The following is a 24,490-nucleotide window of genomic DNA, read 5'->3' as shown; positions in this document are numbered from 1 at the left end:
CACTGGGAGTCGTTCGACGTACGTGCACGAAGCACCACACCGTCAAGCAAGCAGGAGGAACTCCAATGCCGCGTTTCATGGGATTCGTGAGGATGGAAGAGGGCATCGGCATGCCGCCCCAGTCGCTGTTCGAGGCGATGGACACCTACATCGGCGAGCGTGCCGCATCAGGGGTGTTCCTCGACGGCGGCGGGCTCTACGGCACCGAGGACGCGGTGAACTTCGTCGTCCGCAAGGGTGAGGTGAGCCGGGTCGACGGTCCGTACGCCGAGGCCAAGGAGGTCGTCGGCGGATGGTCGCTCCTGCAGTACGACAGCCTCGAGGACGCCGTGGCCGACCAGCAGAAGTTCGCCGAGCTGCACGCCGAGCACTGGCCCGAGGTCACGGTCGTCGCGACCCTCCGGCAGATCTCCGAGGGCCCGGACGCACCCGGCGACTGACCGGGACTGGTGGGACTGCCTACGCTGGCCTCGTGCCGGCGGAGCCCAGTTCTGAGAACCTGAACGACGTCATCGTCACGACGTGGCGGGCCGAGTCGGCCCGCCTCGTCGGGGCTCTCACGCGGATGACGCGCGACCTCGACCTGGCCGAGGACCTCGCGCAGGACGCCCTCGTCGCCGCGCTGGAGCAGTGGCCGACCACCGGGGTGCCCGAGAACACGGGTGCTTGGCTCATGGCGGTCGCGAAGCGCCGCGGTGTCGACCACTTCCGTCGCGCCGACACCCTGCGCCACAAGACGGCCGAGCTCGAGCGTGCCCATGCTGGAGAGGAGGCGGCGATGCCCGACCTCGACGGCCAGGTCGACCACATCGAGGACGACGTCCTCCGCCTGATCTTTCTGTCCTGCCACCCGGCGCTGACGCCGGAGTCGCGCGCCGCACTGACGCTGCGGCTGGTCGGTGGGCTCACCACTGCGGAGATCGCCCGCGGGTTCCTCGTCAGCGAGTCGTCCATGGGTCAGCGCATCTCGCGCGCAAAGAAGACGCTCGTGACGACGCGCGCCGAGTTCGAGCTGCCGAGCGGGTCGGAGCGGACCGCTCGCCTCGGGGACGTCATGGCCGTGATCTACCTGATCTTCAACGAGGGCTACTCCGCCACCGCGGGTGAGGACTGGATGCGGGTCGACCTGGCGAACGAGGCGATGCGGCTCGCGCGGATGCTCGTCGCGTTCGCTCCCGACGACGTCGAGGTGCTCGGGCTCCAGGCGCTGCTCGAGATCCAGGCGTCTCGGATGGCTGCACGGCTTGACTCGAACGGGAAGCCGGTGCTGCTGGAGGCGCAGGACCGGTCGCGGTGGGACGCACTGCTGGTCCGACGTGGGCTGGCCGTGTTGGGGCGGGCCGAGCAGCTGGCCGCGAGTGGCGATCCGGTCGGGAAGTACTTCCTGCAGGCGTGCATCGCTGCAGAGCATGCTCGGGCGGGGCAGGCGGAGGACACGAACTGGCACCGGATCGCGGCGCTGTACGACGTGTTGGCCTCGGCTGCACCGGGAGCTGTCGTCGAGGTCAACCGGGCGGTGGCCCACGGGCGGGCGTTCGGCCCGGATGCTGGGCTCGCGGTGTTGGCAGGGCTCGACGCAGGCGCACTGCGCGACTCCCCACTCCTGCCCAGCGTGCGCGGCGACCTGTTGGAGCGTGCCGGTCTGCACGCGCAGGCCGCCGAGGCCTTCACCGAGGCGGCCGGACTCACGAACAACGAGGGCGAGCGGGCTGTCCTGCAACGCCGCGTTATTGAGAACCTGGGGCACCGGCCGACGTCGCACTGACTCTGCCCTGCGGGCTTGCCCGTATGCCGTGTCGGATGCGGGCGTCGCTTCACAGCGTCCTCGCCCGTCACGCGACGGCGAACCCCGTGACAGGAAGCAGGGCCGGGAGGCCTCAACCTGGTCGGCCATAGCCGAACACGTGGCACGTGAGGACGTCGATCTCGCGCCGAGCATCTCCGAAGAAGGCACTCATCCGATGAGCGACACGGACGAATGGACGCTCGCGCGAACGACCGTCTTCACGCCAGTTCGAGTTCGGGACTATGAGGAAGAGATGCTGGACATCCGGAGCGATGTGAGCCTTCCAGATGTCCTTCAGGTCGTGGTTGTTCGTCACGGTGCCACCGCGCTCGACCTCTGCGATCACACCCTCGGACGGACCCAGCGAGAAGTAGAAGTCGGGGCGTGGTTTCGAGACGATTCCGTCCTCAGCGGTCAAGAGGACCTCCTCGTCGAAGCCGAGTTCGTCCTTGAGGATGGTGGAGACGATCCGCTGGACAGCTGCACTGCTGGCGCCATGAACATGCGCGATGTCTATCGCCAGCGCGTGCTCCTCGAGGGCGATCCTCAAGCGCTCCGCCAATCGATCGACCGCCATGACGGAATGCAGATGGTCCTCGAGACGGGACCGCTGCAGTCGTTGGTACTCGATGGCCACCTCGGGAGCTTGTCAGTTGACAGCCACCGAAGCTAGGGCCGACCCGCGTCCAACCGAACTGATGCCGGGCCGGGAATCGTGAGGTGGTGGAGCCAAGGGGACTCGAACCCCTAACCCCCTGCTTGCAAAGCAGGTGCGCTACCAATTGCGCCATGGCCCCTGGGCGGTGACGTGCACCGCCGGGTGTTCACTTCTGGGTGGTGACCGAACCCGAACCCGAGTCGGTGGCCTCGGCCCACAGGCGCTGGTCGGCGCCCTGTGCGTCGAGCTTCTTCTTGACCACGCCCGCCGTCAGCGCGGTCAGGACGACGAAGAGGAGTTTCTTCACGAGTGCACCACCTGGCGGGTTGGGGATCGAATGGTGGGCCTAAGAGGACTTGAACCTCTGGCCTCTTCCTTATCAGGGAAGCGCTCTAACCGTCTGAGCTATAGGCCCGTCGCCGATCCGGCGGCGCCACCACACGGCGGCGCGAGAGACGAGGTTACCTCACCCTCCGGCCCCCCACCAAAACGGTATGCCGGCCGCTCACGAGAGCGGCCGGCATACCGGATGTGGGCGGTTCGGTCAGTCGTCGGTGAGGGTGAGCTGGAGGCCGCCGACGAGGCTGCTCGACACGTTGTAGAGGAAGGCAGCGAGGGTCGCGAGCGCCGTCATGAGGATGACGTCGATGACGCCGACGACGATGGCCAAGGACACCACCCGGCCGAAGCCGAGGAAGTCCATGATGTCGAAGGTGTTCTCGCCGTCCTGGATGATCTGGCCGACGAGGCCGTTGACCGACTCGAAGACGCCCATGCCGGCGAGGATCGTCCACAGCACGGCGACCATGACGACACCGGCGATGCCGAGGGCGACCGACAGCAGGAACGACATCTTCATCGCCGACCACGGGTCGACCCGCGAGACGGTGAGGCGGACGCGACGTCCCGTTGCCCGCCCGCCCTGCGCGGACGACGAGGCCGAGCCCGTCTGGGCCTGCCCGACCGGACGCCCAGCCGAGGCCGCATTGTCGGAGGGGCGGCTCATCGAGCGCGTGGGCTCAGGAGAGGAACCCGACACCGATCGCATCGAGGTACCTGCCTGGTCTGCCGTGCTCACTCGTCGCCTCCCTCGTCCGCTGCCTCTGCGTCAGCGTCGTCCTTGTCCGACGACGGTACGCCATCGGTCACCGCGTGGTCATCCTCCGCAGGGGTGGGTGCCGACGTGTCGCCGGCGACGTCACCCGAGCCCTCGTCGGAGCTTCCGGCGGTAGCCAGAACCGCCTCGGCCTCCTCCGCGCTGAGCGGCTCGCCGTCGACCGGGGAGACACCCTCGGCGTCGGCCTCGGCGACCTCCTCCTCGACGACCTTCTCGGCGTTGCGGGCGACACCGACGATGGCATCGTTCTTGCCGGGTTTGGCGAACCAGACGCCGGCGGTGTTGCGGCCGGTGAGGCGGACCTCGTCGACGCGGGAGCGGACGATGTTGCCGCGCTCGAAGACGACCATGACCTCGTCGTCCTCGTCGACGGTGAGGGCGCCGACGAGGTCGCCGCCCTTCTCGGTCTGCTTGGCGACGGCGACACCGAGGATCGCGCGGCCCTTGACGGTCCACTGCGACGCCTTGGAGCGCTTGGCCAGGCCCGACTCGAAGACGACGAAGACGTCGGGGTCGGTGCCGTCCTCGACCACCGACATCGACAGCAGCGAGTCGTCGTTGCGGAACTTCATGCCGGTGACGCCGGACGTCGAGCGACCCATGGGGCGCAGCGTCGCGTCGTCGGCGTGGAAGCGCGCCGACTGGCCCTTCTTGGAGACGAGCAGCAGGTCGTCCGCGGACGACGTCAGCCCGGCGCCCACGAGCTCGTCACCGTCGCGCAGGTTGACGGCGATGAGGCCGCCGGAGCGCGGGGAGTCGTACTCGGCCAGGCGGGTCTTCTTGACCAGGCCGTTGCGCGTCGCGAGGACGAGGTAGGGCGACTGCTCGTAGTTGCGCAGCGCCAGCACCTGGGCGATGTGCTCGTCGGGCTGGAACGCCATGATGTTGGCGACGTGCTGGCCCTTGGCGTCACGGCTCGCGTCCGGCAGCTCGTAGGCCTTGGCGCGGTAGACCCGGCCGAGGTTGGTGAAGAAGAGCAGCCAGTGGTGCGACGTCGTCGTGAAGAAGTGCGCCACGACGTCCTCGCCGCGCAGCTGCGCTCCCTTGACGCCCTTGCCGCCGCGCTTCTGCGAGCGGTAGGCGTCGACCTTGGTCCGCTTGGCGTAGCCACCCCGGGTGATCGTCACGACGACGTCCTCCTCGGGGATGAGGTCCTCCATCGACATGTCGCCGTCGAAGCCGTGGATGGCGGTGCGGCGCTCGTCGCCGTACTTGTCCACGATCCCGGCGAGCTCCTCGGACACGATGGTCCGCTGGCGCTCGGGCTTGGCGAGGATGTCCTGGTAGTCCTCGATCTCACGCTGGATCGCGTCGTGCTCGTCGATGATCTTCTGGCGCTCCAGCGCCGCGAGGCGACGCAGCTGGAGTTCGAGGATCGCGCGGGCCTGGATCTCGTCGATCTCGAGGAGCTCGATGAGCCCGTCGCGGGCGGCCTCGGCCGTCGGCGAGCGACGGATGAGCGCGATGACCTCGTCGAGGAGGTCGAGCGCCTTGAGCAGGCCGCGCAGGATGTGGATCCGGTCCTCGGCCTCCTTGAGGAGGTATGCCGTCCGCCTCTGGATGACGTCGATCTGGTGGTCGACCCAGTGCCGGATGAAGGCGTCGATCGGCAGCGTGCGGGGCACCCCGTCGACGAGCGCGAGCATGTTGGCGCCGAAGTTCGTCTGCAGCTGCGTGTGCTTGTAGAGGTTGTTGAGCACGACCTTGGCGACCGCGTCGCGCCGCAGCACGATGACGAGCCGCTGGCCGGTGCGGCCGGACGTCTCGTCGCGGATGTCGGCGATGCCGTGGAGGCGGCCTTCCTTGACGTGCTCGGCGATCTTCTGCGCGAGGCTGTCGGGGTTGACCTGGTAGGGCAGCTCGGTGATGACGAGGCACTGCCGGTTCTGGATCTCCTCGACCTCGACGACCGCCCGCATGATGACCGAGCCACGGCCCGTGCGGTAGGCGTCCTCGATGCCCTTGCGGCCCATGATGAGCGCGCCGGTGGGGAAGTCCGGCCCGGAGATCCGCGACATGACGGCCTCGAGGGCCTCCTCGCGCGACGCCTTCGGGTTCTCGAGCACCCACTGGGCGGCGGCCGCGACCTCGCGCAGGTTGTGCGGCGGGATCTGCGTGGCCATGCCGACGGCGATGCCGGACGAGCCGTTGACGAGCAGGTTGGGGAAGCGCGCCGGCAGCACGGTCGGCTCGAGCGTCTTGCCGTCGTAGTTGGGGGCGAAGTCGACGGTCCGCTTGTCGATGTCGCGCACGAGCTCCATGGACAGCGGCGCCATCCGGCACTCGGTGTACCGCGGGGCAGCAGCCGGGTCGTCACCGGGGCTGCCGAAGTTGCCCTGCCCCTGCACCAGCGGGTAGCGCAGCGACCAGTCCTGGACCAACCGGACGAGGGCGTCATAGATCGCGCCGTCACCGTGCGGGTGGTACTGACCCATGACGTCACCGACGACGCGGCTGCACTTGTTGAAGCCGCGGTCGGGCCGGTAGCCACCGTCGTACATCGCATAGATGACGCGGCGGTGCACCGGCTTCATGCCGTCCCGCACATCAGGCAGGGCGCGACTGACGATGACCGACATCGCGTACTCGATGTAGCTGCGCTGCATCTCCGTGTTGAGATCCACCGCCTCCACCCGGTCCGTCTCACCGGGCGAGCGGTCATGCATCACCGATCCGAGCTCACCGGTGTCCTCGGTGTCCAGCTCGTTCTCCGTGCCATCGATGTCGTCAGCCATCAGTTCCCTTGTCTCTCAATACATTTCGGCAGATGCCGGGGGAAATCGTTCAGTCGTGCCGGACCAGTTGTGGCCCGGGAGTCGAGCAGCGAGCGCTCCGCAGGGCGACGCAAGCGCCGGGTGCGCGCCACTGCGAGCGAGCAGGTGTGCCGTGCGCCGCTGGCTGGGTCTGGCGGGAGCGCGGAGTGCGCTCTGCGCGCGCAGCGCGGATGGGACTGCGCCGAACGGCGTACCCCTCCGCGACTCGCGAGACCCAGCTGACCGGCATACGCATCAGATGTCGAGAAAGCGCACGTCGCGAGCGTTGCGTTGGATGAACGACCTCCGCGACTCGACGTCCTCGCCCATGAGCACCGAGAAGATCTCATCGGCAGCAGCGGCGTCGTCGAGCGTGACCTGGAGCAGGACCCGGTTGTCGGGGTCCATCGTGGTCTCCCACAGCTCTTGGTAGTCCATCTCGCCGAGACCCTTGTAGCGCTGGATCCCGTTGTCCTTGGGCATGCGTCGGCCCTTGCTCTGTCCCTCGGCCACGAGCGCGTCACGCTCACGGTCGGTGAACGCGAACTCGTGCGGGGCGTTGCTCCACTTGATGCGGTAGAGCGGCGGCTGCGCGAGGTAGACGTAGCCGGCCTCGATGAGCGGCTTCATGAACCGGAAGAGCAGCGTGAGCAGCAGCGTCCGGATGTGCATGCCGTCGACGTCGGCATCGGCCATGATGACGATCTTGTGGTAGCGGGCCTTCTCGATCGTGAAGTCCTCGCCGATGCCCGTGCCGAACGCCGAGATGAGCGCCTGGACCTCCTGGTTGGCCAGGGCCTTGTCGAGGCGGGCGCGCTCGACGTTGAGGATCTTGCCGCGGATCGGGAGGATCGCCTGGGTGTGCGGGTTGCGGCCACGCACGGCCGAACCGCCGGCGGAGTCGCCCTCGACGATGAAGACCTCGGAGACTGCCGGGTCCTTGGCCTGGCAGTCGCGCAGCTTGCCGGGGAGGCCGCCGGACTCGAGGACGCGCTTGCGGGTGGCCTCGCGCGCCTTGCGGGCGGCGAGGCGGGCGGTCGCGGCCTGGATCGCCTTGCGGACGATCTCCTTGCCCTCGGCGGGGTGGCGCTCGAGCCAGTCGCCGAACGAGTCGGTCATGGCGCGCTGGACGAAGCCCTTGACCTCGGAGTTGCCGAGCTTGGTCTTGGTCTGGCCCTCGAACTGCGGCTCGCCCAGCTTGACGCTGATGACGGCGGTGAGGCCCTCGCGGACGTCGTCGCCGGTGAGGTTCTCGTCCCTGTCCTTGAGCTGGTTCTGCTTGCGCGCGAAGTCGTTGATCATCTTCGTCATCGCGGCGCGGAAGCCCTCTTCGTGGGTGCCGCCCTCGTGCGTGTTGATCGTGTTGGCGTAGGTGTGGACCGACTCGCTGTAGGCCGTCGTCCACTGCATCGCGAGCTCGAGGCTCAGCGCGCGGTCGGTGTCCTCGACCTCGATGCTGATGATGTCGGGGTGCACCGGGTCGGACTTCTTGCTCGACACGAGGTGGGTGACGTAGTCGACGAGCCCGTTGTCGTAGCGGTAGGAGACGGTGCGCTTGCGGGTCTCGTTGCCCTCGACGGCCTCGGCCTCGTCCTCCTCGGAGACCTCCTGCACGCGCTCGTCGGTGAGGTTGATCGTCAGGCCCTTGTTGAGGAAGGCCATCTGCTGGAACCGCGCGCGGATCGTCTCGTAGTCGTAGGCGACGGTCTCGAAGATCTGGTCGTCGGCCCAGTAGGTGATCGTCGTGCCGGTGTCGTCGGTCTCGCCGACCTTCTCGAGGGGCGCGAGGCGCTCACCGTGGTCGAACTCCATCCGCCACACGTGGCCGAGCTGGCGCACCTCGGCGATGAGCCGGGTGGCGAGCGCGTTGACGACGGACGAGCCGACGCCGTGCAGGCCACCGGAGACCTTGTAGCCGCCGCCGCCGAACTTGCCACCGGCATGCAGCTGGGTGAGGACGAGCTCGACGGTGGAGATGCCGTAGGCGTCGTTCATGCCCGTCGGGATGCCACGGCCGTTGTCGGTGACGCGGACGCCCCCGTCGGCGAGCAGCGTGACGTCGATGGTGTCGGCGTGGCCGGCCAGCGACTCGTCGACCGCGTTGTCGACGATCTCCCAGACGAGGTGGTGCAGGCCGCGCTCACCCGTGGACCCGATGTACATACCGGGGCGCTTGCGCACCGCCTCGAGACCCTCGAGCACCTGGATGGCAGACGCGTCGTATGCCGTGCCCTCGGCGACCGCGGACGAGGACCGTCCCGGTGTGGTCGTCCGGGCCTCGCGCGTCGGGTCGACTGCGCCGGTGGCCGCGTCGCCGGCGTCGGTTGCGCTGATCGCGTCGGAGGCGTCGGTCGCCGCTGCGGATTCGGCGTGCTGCGGCGTCCCGTCGGGGGCGGTGTCCGGAGTCTCGATGCTGTTGTCCTCGGGCGTGCTGGGCACGGTGCTCCTTCAGCTGGTCTGGCTCATGCCACGCGCCCGGGGCGGAAATTCGCCCTGGGCGCGACGTTCACCGTCCAGTTTACCTGTCAGTCCTGTCAGCGCACGCCGTTGGAGGCCCGGGAACCGGGTTTCTTCGACATTTCACACCTGTTTCCGACCCGGCATACGGCCCCCACCCCTCTGAGGCGGTCTGGAGGCGTTTTTCGGGCTCGGCCGCGGCACTCCACCGGGGAAGCTCTCACCTCGCGTCGCCGCGGCCGTCAGGCGAGGTGCGAGGAACCCACTTCCGGCGGTGGGTCCCACGCTCTGCGTGGGCAAGTTGGGACCCGAACGAGGGGAGCGGGCGTCAGCGACCGGTGGTGAAGAAGGTCCAGGTGCCATCCTCGGCGATGCCGACCCGGTAGCCGGTGTAGCCGCCGTCGTCGGCCCGCATCCGCGCGGCCTGGGTCCGGGTGACGAGCCCGGCGTCGATGACCCGCTCCCACTCAGTGTCGCTCTGCGCGAACTGCTCGGAGAAGACCTTGGGCTGGATCGTGCCGTCGAAGGACTCGGTCGGGGGCAGCGAGAGCAGGATGGCGAGCGCCGAGTAGTTCTGCGCCGAGGTGCTCGTGAACACCGACGTCGCCGCCTTGTCGCCAACGAGGCCGGTGCCGTCCGCGCGAGCGAGGGCGATGAGGGTCTTGGCGTCACACTTCCTGGCTGCGGCGTGGAGCTTCTTCGCCTTGGTGGCGGCGGCGCCGGACATGCCAGTGGTGTTGACCGCGCCAGCCCTGGCCGCGGCGCAGGTCGGGGTGCGGGTGGGCGTCGGCGTCGGGGTCGGCGCCTTCGTCGTCGGCGTGGGCGTCGGGGTCGGCGTCGCGGTGGGCGTGGGCGTCGCGGTGGCCGTCTCCGTCGTCGGGGTCGGCGTGGGAATCGGGCTGTCGCTCGCGACGCTCTCGCTGGTCGAGGGCGACGGCGCCGCGGTGGGCTCGTCGTCCGAGCACGCGCCGAGCGCGAGCGCGGCCAACAGGAGCGGAGCCACCGTGCGGGTGACACGGCGTGCGGACAGGACGGGGCCCCGGTTCGTCATGCCGCCCACTGTAACGGGAGTGACTCGTGTGACTTTGCTGCCACGCTCGGCTCCGTCGAGATCCGGCAGAGTGCTCGCCGGCGGCGATCAGGAGTGCATTTCACCCGATCTCGACTCGTCGGCGCCACCGGGGCGGCCCTCCGGTGCGTAGAGCTGAACTGACCCGACGGGGACGAACCCCGCCCGGAGTGCAGCCCGCAGGCTCGGGGTGTTGCCCGGCGCGACCAGGGCGACGACGGGCTCGCCCTCCGGCACCAGCCCGCGGGCTGCCGCCACGGTCCGCCCGCCGAGTCCCACGCCACGAGCCGAGGGCGCGACCTCGTAGCTCACGACCGGCAGCCCGCCGAGGGAGTCGCCCACCGTGACGACCACGTCGTCCCGGTCGGGCCAGCCGAGGACCCGCACCGCGTCCCGGACCTCCGCCGCGTGCCGGACCCGGGGGTGGTCGGCCAGGTCGGGTCGAGCCACGAGGGGACTGCTCCCGGTCCCGGGTGCGACGAGCACCGCGTCGAGGACGTCCACCCAGCCGGACTGTCCGGCGAGCCGGGTCATGACGCGCGGATCGTGCGCGCCGCCGAACCCGTCGACGCCCCACGACGAGAGCTCGGCGTCGGTCACCTCGTCCGGGGCGCTGACCGCGGCGTGCGCGTTGACGGCCAGGACGGCATACAGGTCCGGACGCCAGGGCGACATGCGCACCCAGGAACCGTCCGCGGGAAGGTCCGGCCCACGCCAGGCGCGCAGGACCAGTTCGCGTGCGGAGATCACGCCTGGGCGGCGAGGGCGCGTTCGACGACCGCCCGCACGTCGTCCGGGATCGGCACCGAGTGCCGGCCCGCACGGTCGATGTAGACCTGCGCCCACAGCCCGTGCGCCGCGATGGCGTCGCTGCCGTCGGCGAAGAGGCCGAACGCGAAGGTCACGCTCTTGGTGCCGACCCGCTCGACCCGCACCCCGACGTCGATCGGGTGCGGGTAGGCGAGCTCGGCGTAGAAGCGGCACGACGACTCGGCCACGACACCGAGCGTCGAGGTCGACGTCTCGTCGGTGCCGGTCTCGCGGATGAGCCACGCGTTGAGGACCGAGTCGAAGAGCTCGTAGTAGACGGCGTTGTTGAGGTGGCCGTACATGTCGTTGTCGGCCCACCGCGTGCTCACCCGCTGCATCTCGGGGAAGTCGGCGCGGGTGAGGGTCCGGGGATCCGCGGTCATGGCGCCGACAGTAGCCGCGCCGACGCCATGACGCGGATCGACGACTCAGGCGTTGGCGCCGGGGAGCACCGAGCCGTCGGCCCAGGTCTTCTCGATGTAGGCCTTGACCTCCGGCGAGTGCAGCAGCTCGTCGAGCTTCTTGAGCGCCGCGTTGCTCTCGTCCTTCTTCTGCACCGTGAGGAAGTTGGCGTAGGGGTTGCCCTCCGCCTCCTCGACGAGGATCGCGTCCTTGGTCGGCGACAGGTTGGCCTCGAGGGCGTAGTTGCCGTTGATCACGGCGACGTCGAGGTCGTCGAGCGAGCGCACGAGCTGCGCCGGGTCGGTCTCCTTGAACTGGAGCTTCTTGGTGTTCTGGTCGATGTCGTAGATCGTCGCGTTCGTGGCGTCCTTGCCGGCCTTGAGCGTGATGACGCCCGCCTTGGCGAGCAGCTCGAGTGCGCGGCCCTGGTTGGACGGGTCGTTGTTGATGCCGACCTGGGCGCCCTCGGCGAGCTCGGAGACGTCCTTGACCTTCTTCGAGTACAGGGCGAACGGCTCGATGTGGACGCCGTCGTAGTGCGCGAAGTCGTAGCCGCGGTCCTTCACCTGCGCCTCGTAGTAGGGCAGGTGCTGGAAGTAGTTCGCGTCGAGGGTGCCCTCGGCGAGCTGGACGTTGGGCTGGACGTAGTCGTCGAAGCTCTTGATCTCGAGGTCGAGGCCGGCCTCCTTGGCGAGGTTGGCGTCAACGAACTCGAGGATCTTGGCGTGCGGCGTCGGGGACGCGCCGACGACGAGCGTGGTCACGCCGTTGTCGTCCGCCTCGGGACCGCTGGAGTCGCCACCGCCCGCGCCACAGGCCGCGAGGCTCATGGCGGCGAGCAGGGACGCACCGGCGACGAGGCCACGACGGGAGAACGGGGACATGGGACTTCCTTTCGTATGCCGGCCGGTCGGCCGACGTGGGTATGCCGGCCTCGTGGCCGACACGTGTCGTGCCGGGAGGTGCCCGGCAGGTCAGGTGGGCCGACGACGGTGTCGGGGGAGGACGGCATACGGCCGTCCTGAAGGTGGGGTCAGCGGTGGTCGACGGCGCGGGCGACCCGGTCGCCGGCGACCTGCACGAGCTGGACGACGATGACGAGCAGCACGACGGCCGCAATCATGACGTCGGTCTGGAAGCGGTTGTAGCCGTAGGACATCGCCGTCGCGCCGAGCCCGCCGCCGCCGACCGCGCCGGCCATGGCGCTGTAGCCGATGAGGGCGATGACCGTCGTCGTGAGCCCGGCGACGATGCCGGGCAGGGCCTCGGGCAGGAGCACCTTGCGGGTGATCTCCCAGCGGGTGGCGCCCATGATCGTGGCCGCCTCGACCTTGCCGGAGCTCACCTCGCGCAGGGAGGTCTCGACGAGCCGGGCGAAGAAGGGCACGGCGCCGACGGTGAGCGGCACGATCATCGCCCGCCAGCCGACGGTGGTGCCGGCGATGAACCGCGTCACCGGGATGATCGCGATCATCAGGATGAGGAAGGGCAGCGACCGGCCGACGTTGACGACCGCGCCGAGGACACGGTTGAGGGTCGGCTGCGGGTTGATGCCGCCGGGCGAGGAGTTGTGGAGGAGCACACCGACGACGACACCGAGGATCGCGGTGATGAGCGCGGAGCCGACGGTCATGGCCAGCGTCTCCCAGAGCGCGGTGGGCAGGCCCTCGCGGATGACCGGGTTGTCGAGCCAGGTGGGGTCGGCCTCGAACCTCATGCCGCCACCTCCGGGTGGAGTCGCGCCTGCTCGAGCAGGTCGCGGGCGCGGTCGGTCGTCGTCGCGTCGGCGAGCTCGACCAGGAGGCGCCCGACCCGGCGGCCGGCGATCGTCTCGACCGTCGCGGCGGCGAGGTCGGCCTCGATGCCCTCGTGGCGGAGCAGGGCGATGATGCCGTCGATCGAGCCGACCGTGGAGTCGGGGTGGCCGAGCGCGACCTGGAGGCGTACGAGACCGTCGGTGGTCGGTTCGACGAGCGGGATGAGCTCGCGGTGCAGCCGGGTCGTCGGGTCCGAGATGACCTCACCGAGGCGCCCCTGCTCGAGGACGGCGCCGTCGCCGAGGAGGGTCACGGCGTCGCAGATCTCGCGGACGACGGACGGCTCGTGCGTGATGATGACGACGGTGATGCCGAGGCGGTCGCGCAGCTCACGGAGCAGGTCGAGGATCTGGCCGGTCGTGCTCGCGTCCAGGGCCGAGGTGGGCTCGTCGCAGAGCAGGATCTCGGGCCGTGCGGCGAGCGCCCGGGCGATGCCGACACGCTGCTGCTGACCGCCGGAGAGCTGGCCCGGGTGGTTGCCGGCGCGGTCGGTGAGGCCGACGAGGTCGAGCAGCTCGGCGACGCGGGCGTCGCGGTCCGCCTTGTCCCAGCCGGCGACCTCGAGGGGGAGGGCGATGTTGTCGGCGGCAGTGCGCGAGTCTAGGAGGTTGGCGTGCTGGTAGACGACGCCGAAGCGTCGCCGGGCCGCACGCAGGTCGGCGCCGCGCAGGGCGGTGATGTCCTCGCCGGCGACGACGACCTCGCCCGAGGTCGGGCGCTCCAGACCGGTGAGGCACCGGATGAGCGTCGACTTGCCGGCACCCGAACGGCCCACGATGCCGTGGATCTCGCCCCGGGGGACGCTGAGCGACACCGCGTCGAGGGCGGTGACCCTCGTCCCCCTGGCATCGAAGACCTTGGTGAGGTCACGCACGGCGAGCGCCGTCACATCTGATGAATCGTCAACCACCCGTCAATAAGTAGACGTTATCCAATAGATAAGCAAATCGGCGGTGAGGTGGTCTCAGGGACTGGGCGGGACGGCATACGAGTCGGAATGCCGCTGCTCGCAACGTCAGCGTCAACGGTGGATAGAACAACCGTCGACGCTGACGTGACGAAGTGCGGGTCAGGCGGGGGAGATGTGTTCGGGGTCGGGGTGGCGGGCGGAGTCGACCGGGGCGTGGTGCGTGAGCGCGGCGTCGCCGCTGAGCAGGCTCGGCACGATCCCGGCCGAGATCGAGGCGAGCACCTCGGTGCCGACGGGGTAGCGCACCGAGTGCGGCTGCCAGGACCGGACCGTCCGTCCCGAGGCGAGGCGGACGGTGTGGAGGATGAAGGCGCCCTGGTACTCGACCCGGTCGACGACCGCCGGAGCACCAGTCACCCCGGCTCCGGGCAGGCGCAGGCTGACCTCGTGCGGGCGGACGACGACCTCGGCGTCGGCGACGTCCTTGCGGACGGTGACGAGGCCGAGCTCGCAGGCGAGCCCGCCGTCGACGAGCGTGACCGGCAGGAAGTCGGCGTCACCCATGAACGAGGCGACGAACCGGCTCACCGGCCGCTCGAACACCTCGAGGGGCCGACCCCACTGCTCGACGACGCCGTCGCGCATGACGCCGATGTGGTCGCCGACCGAGAGGGCCTCCGTCTGGTCGTGGGTGACGAGGATCGCCGTGGTGCCGGTGGCGCGCAACGCGCTCACCGTATCGGCGCGGACCCGGGCGCGCAGCGACTCGTCGAGCGAGGAGAACGGCTCGTCGAGCAGGACGACCTCGGGCCGCGGCGCCAGGGCCCGGGCCAACGCGACGCGCTGCTGCTCGCCGCCGGAGAGCTCGTGCGGGTAGCGGTCGACGACGTGGGGGAGGTGGACGAGGTCGAGGACCTCGCGCACCCGCGCGTCCTGCTCCGAGCGGGGCTGGCCGTCGAGGCCGAAGCGGATGTTGTCACCGACGCTGAGGTGGGGGAAGAGCGCGTGCTCCTGGAAGACGAGGCCGACCCGGCGGCGCTCCGGCGGCACCCAGCCCTGGCCCGCGACGACGCGGTCGCCGACGGTCACGGTGCCCGCGTCCGGGCGCTCGAGCCCCGCGACGAGCCGCAGCAGGGTGGACTTGCCGCAGCCGGACGGGCCGATGAGCGCGACGATCTCGCCCTGCTCGACCGTGAGGTCGAGCTCGCGCACGGCGAGGGTGTCGCCGTAGGACTTCGAGACGCCCCGCAGGGTCACCGCGCCGCTCATGACACCACCGCGCTCACGACGTCACCTGCCGGTGGGGCTCGGCGAGGCGCACCTGCCGGACGAGGAAGAACACCGGGATGATCGCGAGCGTGACGATGAGGAGGGCGGGCAGCGCCGCCTGCTCCCAGAAGTTCTCGTTGGCGAGCTCGTAGACCCACACCGACACCGTGGTGAAGCCGAAGGGACGCAGGAGCAGCACGAGGGGCAACTCTTTCACGGCGTCCACGGCCACGAGCACGAGTGCAACCGCGATGCCCGAACGCGACAGCGGGAGGTGCACCCTCCGCAGCACCCGCAGCGGGGAGGCGCCGAGCGAGAACGCGGAGTTCGTCACCGACGGCGAGATCGTCGCGAAGCTCGCGTCGACCGCCTGGTATGCCGGCGCGAGGAACCTCACGACGTAGCTCGCGAGGAGCCCGATGACCGAGCCCGTGACGACGAGGCCGGTCCCACCGGGGACGCCGAGGGCCTCGAGCGAGCGGTCGAGCGCCGCGAAGGAGACGAGGACGCCGATACCGATGACGGCGCCCGGCACGGCATACCCGAAGGTCGTGAGCTGCGCGGCACCCCGGGCGAGACGACCGCCGGTCATCCGCACGCCGTGGGTGAGCAGGAGCGCGAGGGTGACGCACGCGAGCGCGGCGAGCGCCGCCATGACCGCGCTGTTGGAGAGGTTGGTCGCGAAGCGGCCGGTCGACAGCGACGACGAGTCGTCGAGGGTCGAGGTGACCGCCCACCAGAGGAGCTGCACCACGGGGAGGACGAAGCCGGCCGCGAGCACCGAGGTCGCGGCGGCGAAGGCCCACCAGCGCCCGGCTCCGGTGAGGACGTGGGGTGCGGCCGGCGGGCGGTGCGAGCCGCGGGCGTCGTAGCGGGCGCCACCGCGCAGCAGCCGCTCGCCGGTGAGGACGATGACCGCGAAGCCGAGCACGAGCACCGACAGCTGAGCGGCCGAGGCGAAGTCGAACGTGCCCTTCCACGTGAGGTAGACCCCGACGGAGACGGTGCGGACCCCGAAGTACTGGACCGTCGCGAAGTCGGTGAGCGTCTCCATCATGACGACGGCGAGGCCGCCGGCCAGGGCCGGTCGCGCGAGCGGCAGCAGCACCTGGCGGAAGGCTCGCCACGGCGTCGCGCCGAGCATCCGCGCGGCGTCCCACGTCACCTGCCCCTGGCCGCGGAACGCCGCACGCGCCAAGAGGAAGACGTAGGGATAGAGCGTCAGAGACAGCACGACCGGCGCACCGAGCCACCCCGAGAGGAGCTCCACGCCACCCGAGCCGCCGAACACCGAGCGCGCCGCGCGCGCCGGGCCACCCGCCGGCCCGAACGTCGAGAGGAAGAGGAAGCCGAGGACGTAGGCCGGCATCGCCAGCGGCAGCACGAGCATCCACGAGAAGAGCCGGCGCCCGGGGAAGTCGTAGGCCGTGACGAGCCACGCGAGCCCCACGCCGAGGACGCCCGTCCCCAGACCCACCAACGCCAGCAGCGCCACCGTGGTGAGGACCATCTCGCCGAGATCGCCGGGCAGGGCGAGGTCACCGGCGCTCGCGAGCGCCTGGACGAGGACCGAGACGACGGGGACCGAGACGACCAGCGCGATGACGACGACGAGCGCGGACCAGCGGGGTCGCCCGGAGCCGGAGAGCCGGGTCGCGCGGCCGGAGCCGGCGACCGGGCGGTCGGTCTCGACCTCGGCGCTCACGCAGGCATCATCTCAGCGCGCGCGCCGCGCCCTCGCGGCGCAGTGCCCTCGCGGCAACGGTCACTTGTAGCCGGCCTCGGCGAGGAGCTTGACGGCCTCGGCGTTCTCGGACCCGTAGGCCTCCGCCGAGATGGGCATGCGCTCGAACTCGCCGAACTCGGCGATGACCGGCTCGGGCTCGACGCTCTCGTTGACGGGGTACTCGTGGTTGCCGTCGACGAACGAGCTCTGGCCCTTGGTGGCGAGCCACTCGATGAGCTGCTGCGCCTGGGCGGCGTTGTCGGAGGTCCTGACGACGCCCGCGCCGGAGATGTTGACGTGCGTGCCGGCGCCGTCCTGCGAGGCCCAGAACGGCTTGACCTTCATGTCCGGCTTCTTCTTCAGCTCGCGGGCGAGGTAGTAGTGGTTCGTGATGCCGACGTCGCAGGTGCCGGCGTCGATCGCCTTGAGCAGCTCGACGTCGTTGGACTTGATGTCGACCTCGTTGGCCACCCAGCCCTTGACCGTGGCCAGGGTCTTGTCGCGGCCGTCGAGCCCGATGAGGCTGGCGACGAGGCTCTGCGTGTAGGCCGAGGTGGCGTCGCGCATGCAGAGGCGACCCTTCCACTTCGGGTCGGCGAGACCGGCATACGTGCTCGTCGCGTCGAAGTCGGCCGGCGTGACCTTGTCGGGGTTGTACATCGTCGTGCGGGCGCGCATCGCGAGGCCGAACCACTGGTTGCCGCTGTCGCGCAGGTCCTCGGGCACGGCCTCGGTCAGCGCGGCCGAGTCGAGGGGGCGCAGGACGCCCTGCTCGGCGGCGTTCCAGAGGTTGCCCGCGTCGACGGTCATGAAGACGTCGGCCTCGCCGTCGCCACCCTCGGCCTTGATCCGCTGGAGGAGCTCGGCGTCGCTGCCCGAGATGAACTCGACGCTGATGCCGGTCTCGTCCTGGAACTCCTTGAACGCGCCCTCGAGGTCGTAGTGGCGCGCCGAGTAGATCTGGAGGTCGGCGGTGCTGCCCCCGATCCCGAGGACACCGCAGCCCGCGAGCGGCAGGACGGTGGCGGTGGCGACGAGGCCGGCGAGGCCGGTCCGCACGAGGCGACGAGAGGGCACGGGGACTCCTGGGAGGGTCGAACGCTGACGCGTGCATTCTTGCGGAGTTAGGTAAGCCTGTCCAAATCCCCCTATCATCCTGCGTCATGACGACGCCCGTCCTGCCACGGCACCGCGTCGCCCTCGTCGGGCGGCTGCGGTCCTTCGGCGACGCGGTCGCGCTCCAGTGGGCGGGCCCGTCCGGGATGCAGACGATGTCGTATGCCGTCCTCGCCGGTCGCGTGGACGAGCGCCGGTCCGCGCTCGGCAGGGCTCCCCGCCTCGTGGTGCTGGAGGCGGGCAACGACGTCGAGTCGGTGGTCACCCTGCTCGCCGCGCTCGCCGGCGGTCACCCGGTCATCCTCACGGCACCCGGTGGCAGCGACGGCATGGTCGACGCGTGGGACCCCGACGTCGTCGCGAGCGGTGCCGACCTCGAGTCGCGCCGGGAGGGGAGCGCCCACGAGGTGCACCCCGACCTGGCCCTCATGCTCTCGACGTCGGGCAGCACCGGCTCGCCCAAGCTCGTGCGGATCAGCACCGCCAACCTCGACTGCAACGCCGCGCAGATCGTCGACGCGCTCGGGCTGTCCGGCGACGACGTCGGTGCGACGACCCTGCCGCTGCAGTACTGCTACGGCCTCTCGGTCCTGCTCAGCCACCTCTCCGTCGGCGCCGGGGTGCTGCTCAGCGACCTCTCCGTCGTCGACGCCTGCTTCTGGGACGCGTTCCGCGCCGCCGGCGGGTCCACGCTCGCGGGCGTGCCCTACACGTTCGACCTGCTCGACGCAGCCGGCTTCACGTCGATGGCGCTGCCCCGGCTCCGGCTCGTCACCCAGGCGGGAGGCCGGATGGAGCCCGCCGCCGTGCGGCGCTGGTCCGAGCTCGGCCAGGAGCGCGGGTTCGACCTGCTCGTCATGTACGGCCAGACCGAGGCCACGGCCCGGATGGCAACTCTCCCAGCGCATCTGGCCGCCGAGAACCCGTCGAGCATCGGCGTCGCCGTGCGCGGTGGTCGCTTCTCGCTGGCCCCCGTCGAGGGTGCGGCAGCCGGGGTCGGCGAGCTCGTCTACGAGGGCGGCAACGTCATGATGGGCTACGCCACGTCCCCGGCCGACCTCGCCCGTGGCGCCGAGGTGACCTCGCTGCACACCGGCGACCTCGCCCGCTTCACCGCCGACGGGCTCGTCGAGATCGTCGGGCGCCGCAGCCGGTTCGCCAAGGTGTGCGGCCTGCGCATCGACCTCGACCGGGTCGAGAGCGACCTCACCCGAGGTGGCCGCACGGCATACGCGATGGACGGCGGGGACCGCCTGCTCGTCGCCGTCACGGCCGACGAGGGTCGGGACCCGGTCGACGTCGCGGCCGTGCGCCGCGAGGTGAGCGATCGGTATGCCGTCCCGCGCGCTGCCGTCGTGGTCACCGACATCAGCGACGTCGGCGAGGTGCCGCGCACCGCGTCGGGCAAGGTCGACCGCCCGGCCCTGGCCACCCTCGTCGACGCGTTCGGTGAGGGCACCTGCCCGACCCCCTCCCGACTGGTTGCCCGTTCCGGCGGTCCCGACACCGGTAACGGTGCCGCGGACGGCGCTGGAACGGTCCATCAGTCGCAGGCGGAGCGGGTGCGGGCGCTCTACGCCGAGCTGCTCGACCGCCCGGACGCGACCCTCGACGACTCGTTCGTCAGCCTGCGCGGCGACTCGCTGTCCTACGTCGAGGCCTCGGTCAGGCTCGAGGGGCTGCTCGGTGAGCTCCCCGAGTCCTGGCATGTCCGGCCGGTGCGCGAGCTCGCCCGGCGCCTGCCCGCGTCCACCCCGAACGCTGCCGCCTCCGGCATCGTCCGTGGGATCCCGCGGTGGCGTCGTTGGCGCTCGCTCGAGACCTCGGTCGTCCTGCGCTCGGTCGCCATCGCCGTCATCGTGCTCACCCACGCCGGTGTGCTGGACGTCCGCGGAGGGGCGCACGTCCTGCTCGCCGTCGCCGGGTTCGCGTTCGCGCGGTTCCAGCTCTCGGGCGGTCCGCGCTCGGAGCGGGTCGCGCACGTGCTCGAGTCGGTGACACGGATCGCCGTCCCGGGCGCTGTGTGGCTCGGCGTCCTCTTCCTCGTCGACGAGCGGTACTCGTGGTGGAACCCGGTGCTGCTCACCTCCGTCGGGGGCAGCAACGTCCACCCGCAGTGGCGCTACTGGTTCGTCGAGGCGGTGGTCCACATCCTCGTCGCGATGACCGCCCTCCTCGCGGTCCCTGCCCTCGATCGGCTGGAGCGGGTGCGCCCGTTCGCCGTCCCGATGGCGCTGGCGCTACTCGCCCTCGTCTTCCGCTACGGGATCGTCGACGTCGGCTCGCACCACGTCAACGGCCGGCCCGCCGTGGTCCTGTGGCTCTTCGTCCTCGGGTGGGCCATGGCCCGCGCGACGGTGACGTGGCAGCGGTGGCTGCTCACGGCATACGTGCTCGTCGTCGTCCCGGGCTTCTTCACCGACCCGGTGCGCGACGCGACGATGGCAGCCGGGCTGCTCGTCCTGCTCTGGGTGCGCTCGGTGAAGGTGCCCGCGTTCGTCGTGCCCGTGGTCGTGCCGATCGCGTCAGCGTCGCTGTTCATCTACCTCGTGCAGTGGGAGGTCATGGGCCGGGTGGGCTACTCGCTGCTCGGTGCGGCGGTCTCGGTGCTCACCGGCTGGATCGCGTGGCGGGGCTCGTCGCCGCTCATCGAGCCGGTCGCCCGGTGGGTCGGGGCCCGCGTGCCGAGGTCCCGCTCCGTCAGCTGAGGATGTCCTGTCGGCGGAAACGCCGGTAGCCGAGCCCGACGAAGAGCACGGTGTAGAGGACCGCCCAGAGTGCCCCGTGTCGCAGGTCCGCCCAGTCGATCGGGCCCGAGACGAGCAGGTCGAGCCAGGCCCGGGAGTAGTGGCCCGGCAGCGCCTTGCGCCAGTCGCCGAGGGCGTCGATCGAGTCGAGGATGCCCGAGACGATGAGCAGGATGAGCGCGCCACCAACCGCGGCGAGCGGCGTCTGGCTGCGCACCCCGACCCAGAACGAGAAGGCGCCGATCGGCGCGATCATCACGAGGACGTAGCCGATGGCGAGCGCCATCCGCGGCAGCCACTCGCCCCAGGGCAGCTCGCCGCCGCCGAGGATGCTGAACGGCTCGGTCCCGTAGGCGAGGGTGCCGACGGTGAGCGCCCAGACGGGGAGGGCGATGACGAGCGCGGCGGTCGAGAGGAAGCCGATGACGAGCTTGCTGGTGAGCAGCCGCGCCCGCGACACCGGCGCGGTGAGCAGGTAGCGCAGCGAGGCCCACGACGCCTCGGCCGGGACGGGATCGCCGGCGAAGAGCGCGGCGACGATGAAGAGCAACAGCTCGGCGGAGACGAAGAAGGCGAAGACCGCGAAGTTGGGGCCGCCGCCGGTGGCGAGGTCGACCAGCCGGATGGTCGGGTCGCCGGGCCGGCCCGGGTCGTCGTCGAGCGAGAACGCCGCGACGAGGATGAGCGGCAGGGCGGCGACGATCCCGAGGACCCACAGCGTGCGGCGTCGACCGAGCTGGCGCCGGAGCTCGGCGCGCCACGACAGGGGCCGGCTCATCGGGCCCGCACCTGACGGAGGCGCTCGACGAGCGAGCCGTCTCCGGCCGCGTCGTCGGACGGGGCCTGCGAGGACGCGATGACCCCGAGGAAGACCTCCTCGAGGTGGCGGCGGCTGCCGACCCCGACGACCTCGGCGCCGGCGTCGACGACCGCGCGTACCACGCTCTCGCGTGGGCGGTCGGCGACCACGGTGAGGGTGGGCTTGGACGGGTCGTCGATGACCTCGATCGACCGTATGCCGTCCGCCCCCGCGAGCGCGGCGCGGGCCGGGGCGAGCGAGGCGACCGAGGCGAGCTCGAAGACCGTCGTGTCCTCGCTCGAGAGCAGGGCGGCCACGGGTCCGGCCGTGACGACCTTGCCGGCGTGCATGACGACGACGTGGCTGCAGGTCAGCTCGACCTCGGCGAGGAGGTGGCTGGAGACGACGACGGTTCGGCCGGACGCGGCATACGACTGGAGGATCGGGCGCATCGCCGCGATCTGGGGCGGGTCGAGCCCGTTGGTCGGCTCGTCGAGGAAGAGGACCTCGGGCCGGCCGAGCATGGCCTGGGCGATGCCGAGCCGCTGCTTCATGCCGTGGCTGTAGGTGCGGACCGGCCGGTCGAGGGCACCGCCGAGCGCGGCGACGGCGAGGGCGTCGTCCATGGCGGCCTCCTCGGCGGGGCGACCGGTGGCGGCCCAGTAGGCGCGGAGGTTCTCGCGGCCGGTGAGGTGGGGGAGGAAGCCGGGGCCCTCGACGAGCGCGCCGACCCGGCCGAGCACCTCCGAGCCGGGGTGGACCGGACGGCCGAGGACGTGCACCGACCCGGAGTCGGGGGTGATGAGGCCGAGCATCATCCGCATCGTCGTCGTCTTGCCCGCGCCGTTGGGGCCGAGCAGCCCGACGACCTGGCCTCGCTCGGCGCGCCACGACACGTCGTCGACGGCGCGGTGGCCGTCGGCGTAGGTCTTGACGAGCCGGTCGACGACGAGCGGGACGTCTGCGTACTCCTCGCGGATGACCTCGCGGTGTCGGCGCCGGCTGCGCAGGAGCGCGGAGCCGCCGATCCCGGCGAGCAGGACGAGGATGCCACCGCCGAGGGCGAGCGACTCGGTGTCGCGCTCGGTCGTCGACGGCAGGATCCGGCCCTCCGCCGTCGGGACGGTGAGCGTGGGGGTGGCCAGGGTGACCCGGTCGCCGCGCGCCTCGCGCGGGGTGGTGAACGAGCTGTCGGTCGAGGTGACGAGGACGCGCCACCGGCTGCCCGCCGCCATCGACCACACGGACGCGGGGAGGTCGACGGTGACGTCGGTGGGCCGGCCGGGGGTGAGCGCCACCCGGACCGGGGCGGTGAGCGAACGCTGCTGGACGGCGTCGGCGCCCTCGATCCGCCAGAGCGAGACGAAGAGCGTCGCCTCGCTGCCGGTGGAGGTGACCTGGAGCCGGACACTCGGCGCCCCGACGACGGTGAGCGAGCGCTCGAGCACGGTGCTGTCGAACGCGGCCGACATCCCGGGGAGGGCGGCGAGGCGGTAGGTCGGGAGCTCGAGCGAGCCGAGGCCTGGCAGTGAGGTCATCGAGCTCGGCTGGCCGCCGGGTGGGGTCAGAAGGACGGCCGGCTCGTCGGGGGCGCGCAGCGGCACCTGCTGGGTGCTGCCCCGCAGGCCGGGGTAGGTGTCGAGGGTCGCGACCGGCGCGGTGTCGCTGCGTCGGGGGACGGGCAGCGAGTACGTGAACGCGGGGACCGGGAGCGGGTCGGTGCGGCTGCCGGCGAGGTAGGTGCGCAGCCAGGTGCGAGCGGCGGCTTCGTCGAGGCCCGGGTTGGAGGAGGCACCGTCGTGCCCGCCGTCGGTCCACCGCACAGCGTGGCGGGTGCCGGCGGAGGCGAGACCGGCGGCATTGGCGTCGGCCTGGTCGAGTCCGAAGAGGGTGTCGGCCTCACCCTGGACGAGCAGCGTGGGCGCGGTGACCGACGAGATCGTCTGGCGCGGGCTGTTGCGGCGCAGGGTGGCGGCGAGCTCGGGGCTCGGGCGCCCGGGCTCGGCGGCGTCTTGGAGCTCGGCGCAGAGGGCGAGCTCGAAGCGGCCGCAGAGGAGGTCGGCCGGGGTGCCCTGGTCGGTGGGGGTGGCGGGGGTGGTGGGTCCGGCGGGGGCGCCTGAGGGTGTCGTCGTGGGGCTGGGAGCTGAGGGGGGCGGTGTCGAGGTGGCCGACGGGTTCGGTGCCGCGCCGTTGACACCACCGGCGAGCGAGCCGACGCTCGCGCCGAAGAAGCGGCTGCCCCACAGCTGCTTGTAGGGGCCGGGCGTCGTGCTGCCCGCCGCTGCTTGGGGGAAGAGGGCGCTCGAGAGGTCGTGCCAGGTGATCGCTGCGACCGTGGCGTCGACCCGCCGGTCCACCCCGGCGAGCATGAGCGCGAACGCGCCGCCGTAGGACCCGCCCACGACTGCGACCCGTGGGTCCTCGGGTCCGTCCTGCCTCACCTCGGGCCGCTTGGCGAGGAGGTCGAGCAGGACGGTGCCGTCCTTGATCTCGTGGTCCGGGGAGTTGAGGTGGATCCGGCCGCCGGAGCGCCCGAAGCCGCGGGCGGTGAAGGTGAGGACGACGTGCCCGTCGGCGGCGTACTGCCGAGCCTCCTCGTCGACCGACTCCTTGTTGCCGCCGAAGCCGTGCGCGAGCAGGACCGCTGGCAGGGGCTCGTCGCCGCCCGGAAGGTAGAGGCGGGTGTCGAGCCGGACCGGGGTGCCGTCGGTGTCGGGACCGACGTCGACGAACCGGTCGGTCGTCGTGACCTGGGGGCCGGCGCTCTCGGCGAGCGCACGCGAGGCGAGGTTCGGCGCGGCCGACGCCGGGACGGCGGAAGCCGGTGCGGCGGAAGCCGGTGCGGCGGAAGCCGGGGCGGCGGAGACCAGGAGGAGGGCGAGGCCGGTGAACCCGACGAGGACGGGCGCGGCGATGCGTGCGCGGACGGCTGTGGTGGTCTCCGACCGGGCGGGACCAGCGACGCTCAGGCCGGTGCGTCGACGCCGTGCCTCAACGAGCCGCTGCATGGCTCATCCTCTCGCGACGACGCCGGGGATCGGTTCTGTGCTGGCC

The 24,490-nt window shown here is 71.1% G+C and carries 19 protein-coding genes and 2 tRNA genes; 3 read left to right on the top strand and 18 right to left on the bottom strand.

Annotation, left to right across the window (positions count from 1 at the left end):
* The first annotated feature begins 92 nt into the window (after positions 1-92).
* On the top strand, positions 93-440 hold the full coding sequence (locus LL946_RS07400; protein ID WP_404386316.1) for a YciI family protein: 348 nt from the start codon (positions 93-95) through the stop codon (positions 438-440).
* 32 nt (positions 441-472) lie between these two features.
* On the top strand, positions 473-1,765 hold the full coding sequence (locus tag LL946_RS07395) for an RNA polymerase sigma factor (RefSeq protein WP_404386314.1): 1,293 nt from the start codon (positions 473-475) through the stop codon (positions 1,763-1,765).
* A 112-nt stretch (positions 1,766-1,877) separates the two neighbouring features.
* On the opposite strand, the gene LL946_RS07390 is transcribed toward LL946_RS07395, so the two are convergent.
* From LL946_RS07390 to LL946_RS07315, 16 genes are all read right to left on the bottom strand, one after another.
* Positions 1,878-2,423, bottom strand: coding sequence for a hypothetical protein (locus LL946_RS07390; protein ID WP_404386312.1), 546 nt, complete (start codon positions 2,421-2,423; stop codon positions 1,878-1,880).
* Positions 2,424-2,507: 84 nt separating this feature from the next.
* A tRNA-Ala gene (locus LL946_RS07385) sits at positions 2,508-2,583 on the bottom strand.
* A 27-nt stretch (positions 2,584-2,610) separates the two neighbouring features.
* Positions 2,611-2,751 carry a DLW-39 family protein gene (locus LL946_RS07380; RefSeq protein WP_404386310.1) on the bottom strand — a complete coding sequence of 47 codons (141 nt, stop codon included), beginning with the start codon at positions 2,749-2,751 and terminating at the stop codon, positions 2,611-2,613.
* A gap of 31 nt (positions 2,752-2,782) precedes the next feature.
* A tRNA-Ile gene (locus tag LL946_RS07375) sits at positions 2,783-2,859 on the bottom strand.
* A gap of 129 nt (positions 2,860-2,988) precedes the next feature.
* Complete coding sequence (locus tag LL946_RS07370; RefSeq protein ID WP_404386308.1) at positions 2,989-3,450, bottom strand: DUF3566 domain-containing protein; 462 nt, start codon at positions 3,448-3,450, stop codon at positions 2,989-2,991.
* A 68-nt stretch (positions 3,451-3,518) separates the two neighbouring features.
* Positions 3,519-6,296 carry a DNA gyrase subunit A gene (gene gyrA / locus LL946_RS07365; protein WP_404386306.1) on the bottom strand — a complete coding sequence of 926 codons (2,778 nt, stop codon included), beginning with the start codon at positions 6,294-6,296 and terminating at the stop codon, positions 3,519-3,521.
* A gap of 273 nt (positions 6,297-6,569) precedes the next feature.
* Positions 6,570-8,753: a DNA topoisomerase (ATP-hydrolyzing) subunit B gene (gyrB, locus tag LL946_RS07360; RefSeq protein WP_404386304.1), complete on the bottom strand. Its 2,184-nt coding sequence runs from the start codon at positions 8,751-8,753 to the stop codon at positions 6,570-6,572.
* Positions 8,754-9,099: 346 nt separating this feature from the next.
* Positions 9,100-9,822, bottom strand: a complete 723-nt coding sequence (locus LL946_RS07355) for a hypothetical protein (RefSeq protein ID WP_404386302.1) — start codon at positions 9,820-9,822, stop codon at positions 9,100-9,102.
* An 87-nt stretch (positions 9,823-9,909) separates the two neighbouring features.
* Positions 9,910-10,590 (bottom strand): GNAT family N-acetyltransferase, encoded by a 681-nt coding sequence (locus tag LL946_RS07350; RefSeq protein WP_404386300.1) that lies wholly within the window; start codon positions 10,588-10,590, stop codon positions 9,910-9,912.
* Positions 10,587-11,033, bottom strand: coding sequence for an acyl-CoA thioesterase (locus LL946_RS07345; protein ID WP_404386298.1), 447 nt, complete (start codon positions 11,031-11,033; stop codon positions 10,587-10,589). The genes LL946_RS07350 and LL946_RS07345 overlap by 4 nt, the downstream gene beginning before the upstream one ends.
* A gap of 45 nt (positions 11,034-11,078) precedes the next feature.
* Entirely contained in the window at positions 11,079-11,936 is an 858-nt protein-coding gene (locus LL946_RS07340; protein ID WP_404386296.1) for a MetQ/NlpA family ABC transporter substrate-binding protein, read from the bottom strand.
* 149 nt (positions 11,937-12,085) lie between these two features.
* Positions 12,086-12,769 (bottom strand): methionine ABC transporter permease, encoded by a 684-nt coding sequence (locus LL946_RS07335; RefSeq protein ID WP_404386294.1) that lies wholly within the window; start codon positions 12,767-12,769, stop codon positions 12,086-12,088.
* Positions 12,766-13,758 (bottom strand): methionine ABC transporter ATP-binding protein, encoded by a 993-nt coding sequence (locus LL946_RS07330; RefSeq protein WP_404386292.1) that lies wholly within the window; start codon positions 13,756-13,758, stop codon positions 12,766-12,768. The genes LL946_RS07335 and LL946_RS07330 overlap by 4 nt, the downstream gene beginning before the upstream one ends.
* A gap of 180 nt (positions 13,759-13,938) precedes the next feature.
* Complete coding sequence (locus LL946_RS07325; RefSeq protein ID WP_404386290.1) at positions 13,939-15,048, bottom strand: ABC transporter ATP-binding protein; 1,110 nt, start codon at positions 15,046-15,048, stop codon at positions 13,939-13,941.
* Positions 15,049-15,061: 13 nt separating this feature from the next.
* The gene (locus LL946_RS07320) at positions 15,062-16,753 is read right to left on the bottom strand and encodes an ABC transporter permease (protein WP_404386288.1); all 1,692 of its coding nucleotides are present in this window, start codon (positions 16,751-16,753) and stop codon (positions 15,062-15,064) included.
* A gap of 60 nt (positions 16,754-16,813) precedes the next feature.
* Positions 16,814-17,851: an extracellular solute-binding protein gene (locus LL946_RS07315; RefSeq protein ID WP_404386286.1), complete on the bottom strand. Its 1,038-nt coding sequence runs from the start codon at positions 17,849-17,851 to the stop codon at positions 16,814-16,816.
* Between the two features lie 86 nt (positions 17,852-17,937).
* Here LL946_RS07315 and LL946_RS07310 point away from each other — a divergent pair, with 86 nt between their 5' ends.
* A complete protein-coding gene (locus LL946_RS07310) occupies positions 17,938-20,598 on the top strand; it encodes an AMP-binding protein (protein ID WP_404386284.1) in 2,661 nt (886 codons plus the stop codon).
* Here LL946_RS07310 and LL946_RS07305 read toward each other — a convergent pair.
* Positions 20,591-21,415, bottom strand: a complete 825-nt coding sequence (locus tag LL946_RS07305) for an ABC transporter permease (protein WP_404386282.1) — start codon at positions 21,413-21,415, stop codon at positions 20,591-20,593. The genes LL946_RS07310 and LL946_RS07305 overlap by 8 nt on opposite strands.
* Positions 21,412-24,444, bottom strand: a complete 3,033-nt coding sequence (locus tag LL946_RS07300) for an alpha/beta fold hydrolase (RefSeq protein WP_404386280.1) — start codon at positions 24,442-24,444, stop codon at positions 21,412-21,414. Before LL946_RS07300 ends, LL946_RS07305 begins: the two co-directional genes overlap by 4 nt.
* Positions 24,445-24,490 lie beyond the last annotated feature (46 nt).

Origin of the sequence: Knoellia locipacati, assembly GCF_044791685.1 — a bacterium.
In the GTDB taxonomy this organism is placed as follows: Bacteria; Actinomycetota; Actinomycetes; order Actinomycetales; family Dermatophilaceae; genus Knoellia; species Knoellia locipacati_A.
The sequence above is the reverse complement of the archived record's forward strand: the minus strand, read 5'-3'. Positions and strand labels throughout refer to the sequence as shown.

Coding starts and splice junctions, on each gene's coding strand:
- LL946_RS07400 (WP_404386316.1), top strand. CDS start 93: ATGGAAGAGGGCATCGGCATGCCGCCCCAGTCGCTGTTCGAGGCGATG.
- LL946_RS07310 (WP_404386284.1), top strand. CDS start 17,938: ATGACGACGCCCGTCCTGCCACGGCACCGCGTCGCCCTCGTCGGGCGG.
- LL946_RS07370 (WP_404386308.1), bottom strand. CDS start 3,450: ATGAGCCGCCCCTCCGACAATGCGGCCTCGGCTGGGCGTCCGGTCGGG.
- LL946_RS07325 (WP_404386290.1), bottom strand. CDS start 15,048: ATGAGCGGCGCGGTGACCCTGCGGGGCGTCTCGAAGTCCTACGGCGAC.
- LL946_RS07345 (WP_404386298.1), bottom strand. CDS start 11,033: ATGACCGCGGATCCCCGGACCCTCACCCGCGCCGACTTCCCCGAGATG.
- LL946_RS07355 (WP_404386302.1), bottom strand. CDS start 9,822: ATGACGAACCGGGGCCCCGTCCTGTCCGCACGCCGTGTCACCCGCACG.
- LL946_RS07305 (WP_404386282.1), bottom strand. CDS start 21,415: ATGAGCCGGCCCCTGTCGTGGCGCGCCGAGCTCCGGCGCCAGCTCGGT.
- gyrA (WP_404386306.1), bottom strand. CDS start 6,296: ATGGCTGACGACATCGATGGCACGGAGAACGAGCTGGACACCGAGGAC.
- LL946_RS07300 (WP_404386280.1), bottom strand. CDS start 24,444: ATGCAGCGGCTCGTTGAGGCACGGCGTCGACGCACCGGCCTGAGCGTC.
- LL946_RS07335 (WP_404386294.1), bottom strand. CDS start 12,769: ATGAGGTTCGAGGCCGACCCCACCTGGCTCGACAACCCGGTCATCCGC.
- LL946_RS07340 (WP_404386296.1), bottom strand. CDS start 11,936: ATGTCCCCGTTCTCCCGTCGTGGCCTCGTCGCCGGTGCGTCCCTGCTC.